The following is a 12,511-nucleotide window of genomic DNA, read 5'->3' as shown; positions in this document are numbered from 1 at the left end:
TTCAGCGGCGGGTCCATCGGGCCGGCAGGAGGGGGATCGGCAGCTCGCCACCGGGTCCGGCGCGGGCGGGGAGCGCGGTGCGCGCCCTCTCCAGGCGTGCGACGTCGGCGGCGGTCACCGATCCGGTCCCGGACCGGGCCAGTTCCCTCATCCGGCCGGCCCACCACGACAGCTCCGCCTCGGCCTCGCCCGTGGCGAACGTCCCGGCGGCGCGCTGGCAGCCGATCAAGGCGTCCAGGCGTCGCCGGTCGTGCGTGGCGTCCGACCTCCAGAGGCGGGCGAGGCACACGTTCGCCGCCGCCACCAGGACGGGCGCGTACGGGTCGATCCAGGCGGACTCGTCCACCGCGGCGAGCAGGCCGTCGGCGGCGGCCTCCAGGTCGTTCCGGTCGCCGGTCCTTCGGTGCCGGACAAGAAGCAGTGTCGCGTGGAAGCCGCGGAGCAGCGGCGCGTACGGCGCCAGATCCGGCGTCGCCTCCCGAGCCCACCGCGCAAGCTCGACAGCCGCATCCAGAGAGGCGCCGTCGAGAGGGGCCGCGTCCCGTTCGGGCAGCGCGTGCGCCAGGGCGGCGGCGCCCTGGAGCAGGGCGCGCACCACCGGGGGAAGCACCTCCTCCATCGGCGCCGGGGCCACGACCGGAGGCGGGGGCACGGTGGGAGGTGGGGGCACGGTGGGAGGTGGGGGCGGGGTGGCTGCCACGTAGGCGGTCATCGCGTGCAGTGCGTCGGTGAGGCCGGGGATGCTTCGCCGGGCGAGGGTCGCGGGTACGCCGATCGCCCGGCACTCGCGCAGCAGCTCCCACCGCGCGTGGTAGCGCACTGCGTTGACCTCGTCCTGGCGGGCCAGCGCGTCGGCGACGAGCACCTGCGCGAAGGAGTCGAACTCCTCCTGCGCCGTCATCGAGAACTCGACCACCGCCGCAGCGGCCGCCGCGAGACCGTCGGCGTCGACCAGCGCGTCCCAGCCGTCCAGGACCCTGTCGGGCACATGCTCGCCGAACGAGTGCTCGATCCCCAGAGCGGCCATTGCCGACCGGCGCCGGTCGATCAACCGTACGACCATCGCCGCCGCCCCGGCGTCGGGCCCGGCGCCCTGGAGCAGGTCGTGCAGCCGCCGGGCGAACGCGGCCGTCTCCGCCAGCGGCTCTCCGGCGAGCCGCGAGACCAGCTCCCCGGAGTCCCCGGCCACGTCCAGACAACGCCGTAAGGCGGCCTGTACCTCCTCCTCACGCGTCACGGCAGTCCTCCTCCCGTGGCGGGTTCGGAGCCGGAGAGCCGGTGGCGGACCGCGTCCAGGCGGGCGGCCAGCGCCGGGTCCCTCTCGCGCAGTTCCGACAGGTCCGAGCGGGTGGCGAGCAGGTGCGACCACAGGACGCTGCACCCCTGGTCGAGGAAGGCGACCGCGAGGCCGGCGTCACCGGCGTCGAGCGCGGCGCCCGCCGCGTCCCCGGCCAGGAGCATCGTCGGCCGCAACATCCGCTCCTGGTCGTCACGGGGCAGGCCCGGCCAGGTCAGCACGGGCAGCAGCTCGATCGCGGTGCCGAACGCCTCGATCGTGCCGGGCGACCCCGGTGACAGCCGGGCCGACATCCGGGCCCAGGCGATCGCGCAGGTCATCCGTACCGACGTGGCCGCCGTGGGGGACAGGGCGGCGCGCCGCCAGCAGTCCAGGGCCCGGTCGGCGGACGCGGACGCCCCCGACTGGCCGAACAGGTCGGCGTGGGCGCTGCCCAGGTTCAGCAGGAGTTGCGCGTGGAAGGGCGATTCGGGCGGGGTGTGGGCCAGCCCGGCCTCCGAGACCTCCACCGCCCGGCGCAGGTCGGCCGGGTCGCCCGCCTCGGAAAACCTGTCGCGCAGGAATCTGCCCAGGTTGGACAGGAGGAACGAGCGCATCGGGTCGTCGTCGGGCAGGCCGTCCACCGCCCGTTCCAGCAGGCCGATCGCCCGGCGCAGGTCAGGGCCCGAGGCGCGGGCGGCCAGGGCCAGGGCCTGCCCGGCCAGGGCCGCCGGGACCCGGGGATGGCCGTCGGGCAGCAGGCCGGCGGCCCGTTCGGTGAGGGCGACGGCGGCGGCCAGGTCCTCGTCCGAACGGCGCGCCGCGTGCCGGTCGAGCAGCGCCTGCGCCAGGTTCAGCAGGCAGGTGACCTGCTGGTCGGTGCCGGGCAGGGGGCCGGTCAGTGATCGCCGGTAGAGGTCCACCGCACGTTCCAGGTCGGCCGAGTCGCCGAAGTGCTGGTACCGGGTCTGCAGCGCGGTGGCCAGGTTGACGAGGTGGTCGACGCGCTCGACGGGGTCCCCAGGGGTGGCCTCGACCGCGTCGCCCGCGACCTTGATCGCCTCGTCGAGGCTCTGCCGGTCGCCGCTGAGCTCGAACTCGTTGCGCAGCGCGAAGGCCAGGTTGGACGAGGACGACGCCCGGTGCTCGTCCTGGGGCGCCATGGCCATCGCCGTGCGGTGGGCCGCGATGGCCTCGCGCAGCGCCTCGGGGCTGCCGGTGCGTTCGTGCAGCTTGCGCAGGACGACGGCCAGTTGCCCGTGGTCGGCCGAGGTGCTGTGGGCCACGCCGGTGGCCTCGCGCATCAGGCGGACGGCCTCCAGCAGGCTGTCCAGCTCCCCGGTGTGCTCGAAGCGGAAGGCCAGGACTCGCGCCATGAGGGTTCGTGCCTCGCGGGCGTCTTCGCCGCCGGGTGGGGCCTCGGCCATCAGCCGGTGCGCCAGCCGGGTGGCCTCGTCGAGATCGGCGGACGCCCGGCCGTCGCGGTACCGGTCGGCGAGCAGTGTGGCCAGCGCGCGCAGGAGCCCCTGGACGTCCAGGCCGGGGGCGGGCGGCATGTGGCCGGCCGCGCGCAGGAGCTCCACGGCCTCGTCGAGGTGCGCGCGGTCGCCGGTCGACTCGAACCGGTCCTGGAGCAGGCCCGCCGTGGCGCCGTAGGCCGCGGGCCGGAGCTCCGGCCGGTGCTCGGAGAGGCCGATCGCCTCCCTGCCGGCCGCGATGGCCCGTTCGAGGTCCTCGACCCGGCCGGTGCGCTCGGCGGCCCTGCCCAGCGAGGTGGCCAGGTAGATCAGTCTCTCCGGGCGTTCGGGGGCGTCGGGAGCGGTGCTGTCCACCAGCCGCTGGGCGGTGTCGGCGAGCGCGTACCGGGTCGTCCCGCCGTTCAGCCGGACCGACCGGAGCTGGGCGTGGAACAGGTTGGTCAGGACCGACGGCAGGTCGGCGTCGTCACGCGCCGCGACCCGCTCCAGGACGGCGATCGCCTCCCGCAGGTCACCGGGGTGCCCGCGCCGGTGGTGGCGCAGGCTCAGCGCGGCGCCCAGGTTCGCCAGGTCGCCGGCGTACGTGGGGTCGTCGTGGTCCGGGGCGTAGGCGATGGCCAGCCGCAGCAGCTCGACCGCCTCGTCCAGCGCCGGTCCGTCGGGCTCGGCCGTCCCGGTCAGCGTCGCGTGGGCGCGGTCTCCCCACAGGTTCGCCGCGTGCCCGGCCCCCGCGGCGAACCCCGACTTCAGGGGCTCGGGAAGCCGGGTGCCCCCGAGCCGGACCGCGGTCTCGAAGTACACCAGCGCGAGCTGCAGGTACGGTAGCCGCTCGACCGGCGCGACACGATACAGACACCAGCACGCCCAGCCCAGCGTCTCGACCAGCCGGTGCTGCCGGGCCGCGTCACCGAGCTCGCCGGGCGCCGTGACCGCCATGAGCGCGGCCGTCTCGGCCAGGGCGGACGGGCCGGCGAAGGCGTCGCGGTCCCCGCGGTCGACGCACCGGGAGATCCGCCGCCACACGGCCCGGACGAGCCGGTCGGCGTCCTTCCTGTCACGGTCACGCACACGCCTCGACCGCCTCGATCGCCGTGGCCGCGGCGAGGTCGGCGGTGACCTCCCCGCCCCTGGTCCGCAGGACGGCGCGTCCCGCTGCGACGCGTACGACGGCCCCGCAGGTCGTGCCCGCCGGGGTGGTCACCGACAGGGACGGCCTGCCGGCCTCGGGGCCGTACCAGGTGGCGCCGATCGCAGCGACGAGGAGCGCGGCGCACAGCAGCGTCAGCGCGATGCCGCGGCGCAGGGCGGCGGCCGAGTCGAGCGCTTCGAGGTGGTCGGCGGCGCGGCGCGGCGGCAGCGTCCTGGCCGGGGCGACCGCGGGCCGTCCGTGCGCCGCGCGGATGAGCAGCAGCGCGGCCACGGCGCCGACGACCAGCGCGATCAGCAGCAGCACGCCGACCACGACGGCCCATCCCCGGTCGAGCTGCCCGACGTCCGTCCGGCCCTTGATCAGGCTGAAGCCGACGAGCGCGGCCAGCAGCCCGCCGAGACCGTTGCGCCAGGCGACCGCGGCCTCGCGGACCCTGGGCAGCTCGGTACGGAGCAGGTGGTCCCGGTCCTGGGCGGCCAGCAGGTGGGCCGGACCGGCGGGGCCCGGACCAGGGGAGAGGACGTGGCTCACCGCGGGCCCGCCGAGACGGTGAGCGTCCAGTAGGCGCCGCACCCGTAGCGGCCCTCCGGCCGGTTGGGGTGGTCGTCCTCGCAGGTGCACATCATCGGCTCCACCGTCTCCTGCTGCGGTCGCGGCCTGCGGCGCAGCCGTTCGCCGACGGCGCGCGGCGACCGGACGATGCCGCTGACGAGCGGGATCTCGATGGGCGCCCGGCAGCGGGGGCAGGGCCCGCGCAGGATCAGCGTGCCCGGACGCGGCTCCTCCACCGTGAAGCTGCCGGCGGCGAGCCGGGCGTATGCCTCGTCGGTGACCTCCTTGTAGGGCAGGGGCTCGCCGTCCTCCGGCGAAGGGACGCTGGCCGTCATGGACCCTCCTTCAGGGACCGAGGTGCACGAAAGGCGTCCACGCGCTCGGCGGGAGCCCCCGCGCGTCGCGGAGACCGTGGACCGCCCGGTGCAGGGCGTGGGCGGCGCGGCCCGGCTCGAACCGGCCGGACGCGGTCAGGTCGGCGTACACGGCTTCGGCGACGTCGGCCGCCAGGTCGTCGTACACCGACCAGAGGGTGCCGATGACCTGCCGGTAGCCGGTGTGGTGCAGGGCGGCGGCCAGCGTGATCGCCTCGTCGGCGAGGTCCACCCCGCCGGTGGCCGTCATGCAGGCCGACAGGAACGCGAACTCGCCCCGGCACGGCTCGGCGCTGAGGTCGGCGCTGATGTCGGCGATGGTGAGGACGCGGTCGTGCAGCAGCAGGCCGCCCTGCGAGGGCGCGGCGAGGTCCTGGCCGCCATGGCAGCAGAAGTGCGCCCACCTGTGGCGGGGCAGCTCGGCGCGCACCGCGCCGGTGGTGGCGGCCTCGCCCTCCAGCAGCGTCGCCCGGGAGGAGAAGAGGGAGGTGAGCAGGTCGCGCTCGCGTGCCACGTCGGTGAGCGGGGTCGTGCCGGTCGTCCGCTCAAGGGCGACGACCAGCATGCGCTCGTCGCCGGGGTTCGGGTCGAGGGGCCGGCGGGCCGCGCGTAAGGCGCGCAGGGAGGGTGTGTAGGAGGAGATCGCCCGGTCGATCACCGCGCGGCCCGTGCCGTCGTGATGACCGGCGGCGTGCATGGGGAGGAGGGTCAGCAGCCCCGTCGGGCACCACCACAGATGCGGCCAGGGCGTGCCTTCCGCCACGGGGGCGGTGAGGCGCAGGTCGGCGAGCACCGGCGCGGCGATCTCGTCCCAGAGCCAGGCCAGCAGCTCGGTGAGCGTGGCCTCGCGGGTTTCGGCGGCCCGGTTGAGCGCGAGCTTGGCGCCGGTGTAGCGCCTGATCGCCTCCGGGGTGTGGTCGCCGTCGTCGTAGCGCTCCCTGGCGGCGTACAGGTCGTGGACGGCCTGGTCGACGGCGCGCAGGACGCGGAGGTAGCCGCCGGTCCGCTCGGCGACCGCCGTCAGCGTCACCCCGGGCAGCGGGACGGCCCGTACGCCGTCGGCGGTCACGATCAGCGCGTCACAGCGCCACTGGCTGAGGTTGACCATGACGACCGGGCCGTGCGCGGCGGCCCGCAGCAGACTGCTCGGCTGCGGCGGCCGCAGGAAGTCGCCGAACCCGTCGAGCTCGCGGACCTGCCGGACCAGCGCGTCCCACTCCCGGGCCAGGGCCACGCGCCGGTCGACCGCGCGGGACACCTCCGCCCGTCCGTCGGGCATCACATCGCATCACGCCCTCACGAGACCTGTGTCGGCCCTCGTACTGTAACCGGGGTGCTGCTGTCGGTGAAGCCCGGTTCGCCGGGCCCGCCGCGCGGGCGCCGGGAGCGGGACAGCAGGCCCCCGGCCAGGGCGGCGGCGAGGCCGGCCAGCCCGGCGGCCGCGAAGCCGCCACCTGGCATGGACGCGTCCACCGCCAGCCCGGCGAGCGGCGCTCCGAGCGCGAAGCCCGCGCTGGCCGCCGACGCCTGCAGACCCGTCGCCTCCCCCCGTACACCGGCCGGCGCCAGCCTGCTCACCGCGTCGGCCACCGTGGCCAGGGTCGGCGCGGTGAGCAGCCCGGCGCCGACGACGGCCAGGCACAACCAGCGCCAGTCGTGGGCCAGCCCCGCGGGTATCGTCACCAGCCCGAGCAGGCCGAGCAGCGCCCACGTGGGCAGCGACCGGGGCAGCACGCCGTGGATCAGCCCGCCCGCGACGGAGGTGACGCCGAACACGGCCACGACCACGGCGGCCCAGGACACCTGACCCGCCTCCTTGAGCGTGGCGACGATGGCGAGGTCGATGCCGCTGAGCAGCGCCGTGGCGCCGAACCCCATCGTCAGGACGGCGATCATCCGGCCGCCCAGCCACTCCCGGCGCCGCGTACGCCCGGGCGCACCGGCCTCCGGCTCGCCCTCGGCCCGCAGCGGCGGATTGAGCAGCGCGACCCCGATCCCGCCGGTCGCGATCACCGCGCCGAGCCCCCACGCCACCACCTCGGGGGACAACTGCGCCGCGCACAGGACGACCACCGCCGGCCCCACCAGGTACGACAGCTCGCCCTGCACCGACTCCAGCGCGAACGCGGGCCGCCGCTGCCCCGGCGTCGTCATCGCGGCGATCGCCTGCCGGGTCACCGCCTGGACCGGCACCATCAGCAGCCCCGCCACGACGGCCGCGCCCAGCAGCGCCCCGTACGGCAGGACCGGCACGCTCGCCCAGAACACGACCTGCGCGGCGACGGTCGCCAGCAGCACGGTCCGCAGCCCCCGCCGGTCCATCAGGCGGCCGAGCAGCGGCCCGCCCAGCGCCACCCCGGCGGTCAGGGCCGCCACGACGCCGCCCGCCGCCACGTAGCCCAGGTCCAGGCCCAGCACGACGTACATGGTCAGCGCCGTCACGTCGGCGGTGATCGCGGCACGGGCGAGCAGCGAGACGCCCAGCAGCGCGGCCATTCCGGGAACGGCGAGAACCTGTCTGTATCCGGTCACCCGGGCGACGCTAGGTCATCCTCCAGACCATAGGAAGTCGTTGTTTCGTTGGAGGGGCCATAATGAATGCTTATGGTCAGAGACCTGGAGACCGGGCTGCTGCGGGCGTTCGTCACCGCCGTGCGGGCCGGCAGCATCAGCCGCGCCGCGACCGCGCTCGGGCACACGCAGCCCGCGCTCAGCCAGCAGTTGCGCAAGCTGGAGAGCGCCGTCGGCCGCCCGCTGCTCCACCGGTCGCCGTCCGGCGTCTCGCTGACGCGGGCGGGTGAGGAGCTGCTGCCGTACGCCGAGCGCATCCTCGCGCTCTCCGCGCAGGCGCTCACCGCGACCGGGCGGGCGCTCACCGGCCGCTGCGGCGTCGGGCTGCTGGAGGACCTGGCCGCGGCGCAGCTTCCGCAGGCCCTCGCCGACCTGGCCCGGCTGCACCCCGGCGCGACGCTGGAGGTGCTCAGCCTCTCCGGCCCCGCGATCCGGGAGGCCTACGACGCGGGCCGCGTCCAGCTCGTGCTCGACGAGGTGCCGGACCTGCCCGGCCCGCCGCGCTGGACCGTGCGCCGCCCGCTGGTCTGGGCGATCGGCCAGGGCGTCGATCCGACCGCCGACCCGCTGCCGGTGGTGCTGTTCACCGGCACGTGCGCGTGGCGCAGGTCGGTGGTCGAGACGCTGGACGGCACCGGGCGGCGCTGGCGGGCGGTGTTCGAGAGCAACAGCCTGGCCGGCGTGCTGGCCGCGCTGCGGGCCGGGCTCGGCGTCGCGGCGCTCATGCCCGGCAACCTCGAACCGGTCATGGCCTGCCACGATCCCGGCGCCCTGCCCGCCCTGCCGGACGTCGAGCTCGGCCTCGCCCGGCATCCGCGGACCGAGGGCGATCCGCTGATCGACGCCGTGGAGACCGCGTTGCGACGCATGATCTGAGCGCCGTGGCCTCAGAGCAAGAGGGCGATCTTGCCGGTCAGCCGGCCGCGCCGGAAGTGCTCGTGCGCCGCCCGTACGTCCTGGAGGCCGTACTGGGCCTCGACCCGGGCCTGGACCTGGCCCGCGTCGACCGCCTTGGCCAGTTCGGCGAGCCCCGGGCCGTCCTCGCGCACCTGGTTGACGGTGGTGCGGACCGACCGGCCGGACAGGTCCGGCACCGGCCCGGCCTGGGTGGCGACGGAGGCGTAGCGGCCCCCGTCGGCCACGGCCCCGGTGACGAAGGCGCCGAAGGTGTCGAAGACGGCGTCGTAGGCGGCGGACGGAAGATCCGCGGGGTCGGTCGTGGCCCACTCCGCCCCCAGCTCCTGGGCCGCCTCGACCTGGGCCGGCCTGGAGACCAGGGCGTCCACCCGTACGCCGCGCGCCCGCGCCAGCTGCACGGCCAGCCCGCCCACCGCGCCGGCCGCGCCCGCCACCAGCAGCCGTTCGCCCGCCCGCAGGTCCAGCCAGTCGAGCGTCTGCAGGGCGGTGAGCCCCGGCAACGGCAGCGTCGCCGCCTCCACCAGGCTGACCGCCGACGGCGCGACGGCCAGCGAGCCGACCGGCACGGCGACGAGGTCGGCCCAGGTCCCCCGGGCGGTGTCAAGCTGGTGGGACATGCCGAAGACCCGCTCACCCACGGGCAACGACTCCTCCCGGCTGTCCACGACGATGCCCGCAAGCTCCCAGCCCAAGGTCATCGGCAGCGGAGGGGCGCCCTCGCCGATGGCCCCTTCACGGGTCTTGTCGTCAACCGGGTTGAGGGCGGAGGCGACGACGCGTACCAGCACCTCGCCCTCCTGTGCCCTGGGCGCGGGCGCCTCGGCGATCGTCAGAACGTCCGGGCCGCCGAAGCGGGTGATCCGAACAGTGCGCATGTTCAACTCCTCGATATCGGGTGGCAGGCCGGTTCTGCCGGGGACAAGGGGCAGGTCATCCGTCCAGCAGGCCCAGGGCCGACAACGCCGGGACGAGCCGCGGGTCCGCCTGTCCGGCCTCCTCCAGGACGTTCCTGAGCGTCGCCTCGTACGTGGCGTTCGCCTCGGCGTAGCGCGTCCGGCCCGACTCGGTGATGACGGTGTAGACCCCGCGCTTGTCGTCCGGGCACACATCCCGGTACGTGAACTCCGCCGTGTTCAGCCGGGTCACCAGCCGGGTCACCGAGCTCTGGTTGAGCCCGATCTTGTCGGCCAGTTCCTGCATGCGCAGCTCGCCGGCCGCCGAGGTGGCGAGATGCCCGAGCGCCCGGTACTCCGACAGGCCGATGCCGTGCCGCCGCTGGAGGACGACGGCAAGGGCGTTCTCCACGCGGGCGTGCAGCAGCAGGACGTCGTTCCAAGCCTCGGAGAGCGCCGAGGGCGCCGGAGCCGGGGGTGGGGTGGAAGCCGTCGGAGCCATGGAAGCCTCCTCCTTCTTTGAGGACCCGGCCACTCGGACGGGATTGACAAAAGCATACATGCACATGCAAGCTTCTCTCTGTCGCCAGAAGTTTGCACATACATACATATAAGGAGAGGTCCGAGATGGCTTGGATCTATCTGCTCGTCGCCGCCGTCTTCGAGGTCGTCTTCGCCCTGGCCACCAACGCCACCGAAGGCTTCACGCAGCTGTGGCCGTCCCTGCTGACCGCCGCCGCGGCGTCCGGCGGGATCTTCTTCCTGAGCCTGGCGCTGAAGACCCTGGACGTCGGCGTCGGCTACACCGTCTGGACCGGCATCGGCTCGGTCGGCACCGTGCTGCTCGGTTCGGTGATCTTCGGGGAGGAGCTCACCGTCTGGAAGGCGCTGGCCTTCGTCCTGATCATCGGCGGCGTCCTCGGGCTCAAGCTCGCCGACCGCCTGTCCGCGTCGAAGCCCGCCACCGTCTGACCACCCACCACTTCCTAAGGAACGTCACCATGGCCTGGATCTACCTCTCCATCGCGATCGTCTTCGAGATCGGATTCGCGCTCGGCACCAACGCCACCCACGGCTTCACCCGGCTGTGGCCCTCCGTCTTCACCCTGCTGGCGGCCGCCGGCGGCATCTTCACCCTGAGCCTGGCGCTGAAGACCCTCGACGTCGGCGTCGGCTACACCATCTGGACCGGCATCGGCTCGATCGGCACGGTCGTCCTCGGTGCCCTCATCTACAAGGAGAAGATCACTCCGGCCAAGCTCGCGTCGTTCGCCGCGATCATCGGCGGCGTGGTGCTCCTGAAGATCTCGGCGGGGATCTGACCCGCGACAACGGGCTCCAGGTCAGGGGGAACGTTCGGCGCCGGCCGCGCCCGCCCGGTCGGCGCCTTCGTGTGACGCCGGCACGGTGGGCGAGCCCTGGCGGTGCGGCCCGTCCAGCTGCCGCCATTCGGGCCGCAGCCCCGTCAGGCTCGTGGTGAGCGCGTAGGCCGCGCCGCCGGCGAGCAGCACCGGCGTCAGCCCCGCGGCCACCACCGCCGCCCCGCCCACCAGCCCCCCGAGCGGGATACCGGCCCAGGCCAGGGAGTCCCGCAGCGCGTTGACCCGGCCCAGCAGGTGCCGGGGCACCCGCTCGTAGGAGATCGCCCCGAGGATCGGGTTCAGGAATCCGGCGGCGAACCCGCCCACCGCGAACACCGCCAGCATGACCCACAGCGGCGCGTCCACCGCCAGGATGAGGAACCGCGTCGGCCCGGCGAGCAGGAACGCCACGAAGAACACCGGCCTGCGCGGCATCCGGTGCGCCACGGCGGCCGCGACCAGGCTGCCGCCGACGGCCGCGAACCCCGCCACGCTGCTGTTCAGTCCGACCACGGCGGCCCCCTGGCCGGACTCGCTCGCCCAGACGAACACCAGCACCTGGCTGAAGGCCGCGTCGAGCAGATTGGTGATGCCGACCATGACGACCACGGAGAGCAGCAGCGGTTCGCCGCGCAGGAACGTGAACCCCTGGCCGAACCGCCGCCAGTATCCTTCCCGCGCCTCCTGGGCCGGCGCGCTGTGGCCCATGCCGCGCGGCAGCGCCCATGCCACGATCACCGAACCGAGCGCGAAGCAGACGACGCTCACGACCAGGCCGGTCAGCGGGCCGAGCAGTGCCACCATCGCGCCCCCGGCCGCGGGGCCCACCGTCTGGGCCAGCCGCTCGGTCACGCCCATCAGCCCGGTGGCCCGCTCCAGCGGCACCCGTCCGCGTTCGGCCGCCTCGGGGACCATGACCTCCTTGGCCAGGTCCCCGGGGCCGCGGGCCGCGCCGACCGCCGCGACGAGGGCGAGCAGCGCGCCCAGCGGCAGCAGGTCCAGCGCGTGCAGCAGGACGACCGTCCCGGCCGCCGTGGCGCTCACCACGTCCCCGGCCCACGAGATCCGGCGCGGCCCGACCCGATCCACCAGCGGCCCGGCCAGCGCCTTGACCAGCACGTACGGGGCCATCTCCGCGAACGCCACGACCCCCGTCTGCGCCGCGCTGCCCGTCGTGGTCAGGACGAACCAGGGCAGGGCGATGGCCGACACCCGCGTGCCGGTCAGCGAGACCGTCATGGCCGCGAGCAGGCCGGCCATCGGGCGTAAGGACCCGCGCGGCCCCATCACGCGTCCTCGGGCAGCTCGGGCAGAAGCTGGGTGATCAGCGAGACCCGCGCGGCGTCCTCGGGCGCGTCCTGGCCGGGCAGGTCGGGGCGGTAGCGGGCGACGACCTCCGCCAGTTCCCCGCGCAGCCGCTGTGCCTCTTCCGGGGTGAGGCGCAGCGCGACGGAGCTGAGGTCCAGCACGCGCCGCCACTCCGCCGGCATGGTCTGCAGCTCGCTCAGCGTCCGCTGGGTGCGCAGGTTGTACAGGGCGGCGATGGACTGCATGTAGGCCAGCACCGCCTCGGGCTCCCGCTCCGACAGTTCGTCGTCGGTGAGCCGGGTGACCTGGTGGACCGAACGCCACCAGCGCTCGCGGGCGTTGCCGCGCTCGGTGTCCTCCTGCACGAACCCGGCGGCCCCGAGCCTGCGCAGGTGGTAGCTGGCCGTGCCCGAGTTCACCCCCAGGCGCTCGGCCAGGCGGGTGGCGGTGGACGGGCCGTGTTTGCGCAGCAGGTCCACGAGTTGCACCCGTACGGGGTGGGCCAGCGCCCGCAGGCCCTTGGCATCGAGGACGACCACGCTCTCGGGAGGTTCGGTCATGCCTTGAAGCCTAGACCGCAAACACTTCTTCGCAAAGAGTCGTTCGCGAAGAAGTGATTGCAATCGCGGC

General features: G+C 74.7%; 13 protein-coding genes. 3 read left to right on the top strand and 10 right to left on the bottom strand.

All coding sequences use genetic code 11. The features are described 5' to 3' along the window. Nucleotide 1 precedes the first annotated feature (1 nt). The 6 genes from ACWCSU_RS24830 to ACWCSU_RS24805 are packed head-to-tail and all read right to left on the bottom strand — an operon-like array spanning nucleotide 2 to nucleotide 7,362. Nucleotides 2-1,237 carry a hypothetical protein gene (locus ACWCSU_RS24830; RefSeq protein WP_449937845.1) on the bottom strand — a complete coding sequence of 412 codons (1,236 nt, stop codon included), beginning with the start codon at nucleotides 1,235-1,237 and terminating at the stop codon, nucleotides 2-4. Next, complete coding sequence (locus ACWCSU_RS24825; protein ID WP_449937843.1) at nucleotides 1,234-3,822, bottom strand: tetratricopeptide repeat protein; 2,589 nt, start codon at nucleotides 3,820-3,822, stop codon at nucleotides 1,234-1,236. Before ACWCSU_RS24825 ends, ACWCSU_RS24830 begins: the two co-directional genes overlap by 4 nt. Beyond that, nucleotides 3,815-4,435 carry a hypothetical protein gene (locus tag ACWCSU_RS24820; RefSeq protein WP_449937840.1) on the bottom strand — a complete coding sequence of 207 codons (621 nt, stop codon included), beginning with the start codon at nucleotides 4,433-4,435 and terminating at the stop codon, nucleotides 3,815-3,817. Before ACWCSU_RS24820 ends, ACWCSU_RS24825 begins: the two co-directional genes overlap by 8 nt. Further along, nucleotides 4,432-4,791, bottom strand: coding sequence for a hypothetical protein (locus tag ACWCSU_RS24815; RefSeq protein WP_357708970.1), 360 nt, complete (start codon nucleotides 4,789-4,791; stop codon nucleotides 4,432-4,434). The genes ACWCSU_RS24820 and ACWCSU_RS24815 overlap by 4 nt, the downstream gene beginning before the upstream one ends. A 10-nt stretch (nucleotides 4,792-4,801) precedes the next feature. Next, nucleotides 4,802-6,109 carry a CHAT domain-containing protein gene (locus tag ACWCSU_RS24810; protein ID WP_449937838.1) on the bottom strand — a complete coding sequence of 436 codons (1,308 nt, stop codon included), beginning with the start codon at nucleotides 6,107-6,109 and terminating at the stop codon, nucleotides 4,802-4,804. A gap of 17 nt (nucleotides 6,110-6,126) precedes the next feature. Beyond that, complete coding sequence (locus ACWCSU_RS24805; RefSeq protein ID WP_364091767.1) at nucleotides 6,127-7,362, bottom strand: MFS transporter; 1,236 nt, start codon at nucleotides 7,360-7,362, stop codon at nucleotides 6,127-6,129. Between the two features lie 72 nt (nucleotides 7,363-7,434). Here ACWCSU_RS24805 and ACWCSU_RS24800 point away from each other — a divergent pair, with 72 nt between their 5' ends. Continuing rightward, entirely contained in the window at nucleotides 7,435-8,277 is an 843-nt protein-coding gene (locus ACWCSU_RS24800; protein WP_449937836.1) for a LysR family transcriptional regulator, read from the top strand. An 11-nt stretch (nucleotides 8,278-8,288) separates the two neighbouring features. Here ACWCSU_RS24800 and ACWCSU_RS24795 read toward each other — a convergent pair whose 3' ends face one another. Both ACWCSU_RS24795 and ACWCSU_RS24790 read right to left on the bottom strand, forming a co-directional pair. Beyond that, nucleotides 8,289-9,194 (bottom strand): NADP-dependent oxidoreductase, encoded by a 906-nt coding sequence (locus tag ACWCSU_RS24795; protein ID WP_449937834.1) that lies wholly within the window; start codon nucleotides 9,192-9,194, stop codon nucleotides 8,289-8,291. Nucleotides 9,195-9,249: 55 nt separating this feature from the next. Continuing rightward, on the bottom strand, nucleotides 9,250-9,714 hold the full coding sequence (locus tag ACWCSU_RS24790; RefSeq protein ID WP_357708959.1) for a MarR family winged helix-turn-helix transcriptional regulator: 465 nt from the start codon (nucleotides 9,712-9,714) through the stop codon (nucleotides 9,250-9,252). Between the two features lie 125 nt (nucleotides 9,715-9,839). Here ACWCSU_RS24790 and ACWCSU_RS24785 point away from each other — a divergent pair, with 125 nt between their 5' ends. Both ACWCSU_RS24785 and ACWCSU_RS24780 read left to right on the top strand, forming a co-directional pair. Beyond that, nucleotides 9,840-10,184, top strand: a complete 345-nt coding sequence (locus ACWCSU_RS24785; RefSeq protein ID WP_357708957.1) for a DMT family transporter — start codon at nucleotides 9,840-9,842, stop codon at nucleotides 10,182-10,184. A 29-nt stretch (nucleotides 10,185-10,213) separates the two neighbouring features. Beyond that, on the top strand, nucleotides 10,214-10,534 hold the full coding sequence (locus ACWCSU_RS24780; RefSeq protein ID WP_357708955.1) for a DMT family transporter: 321 nt from the start codon (nucleotides 10,214-10,216) through the stop codon (nucleotides 10,532-10,534). Nucleotides 10,535-10,555: 21 nt separating this feature from the next. On the opposite strand, the gene ACWCSU_RS24775 is transcribed toward ACWCSU_RS24780, so the two are convergent. Both ACWCSU_RS24775 and ACWCSU_RS24770 read right to left on the bottom strand, forming a co-directional pair. Then, on the bottom strand, nucleotides 10,556-11,860 hold the full coding sequence (locus tag ACWCSU_RS24775) for an MFS transporter (RefSeq protein WP_449937830.1): 1,305 nt from the start codon (nucleotides 11,858-11,860) through the stop codon (nucleotides 10,556-10,558). Beyond that, a complete protein-coding gene (locus ACWCSU_RS24770; protein ID WP_449937827.1) occupies nucleotides 11,860-12,441 on the bottom strand; it encodes an ArsR/SmtB family transcription factor in 582 nt (193 codons plus the stop codon). Before ACWCSU_RS24770 ends, ACWCSU_RS24775 begins: the two co-directional genes overlap by 1 nt. Nucleotides 12,442-12,511 lie beyond the last annotated feature (70 nt).

The organism is Nonomuraea sp. NPDC001699 (assembly GCF_053596455.1).
Note: the sequence above shows the minus strand (reverse complement) of the source record. Positions and strands in the feature narration are given on the sequence as shown.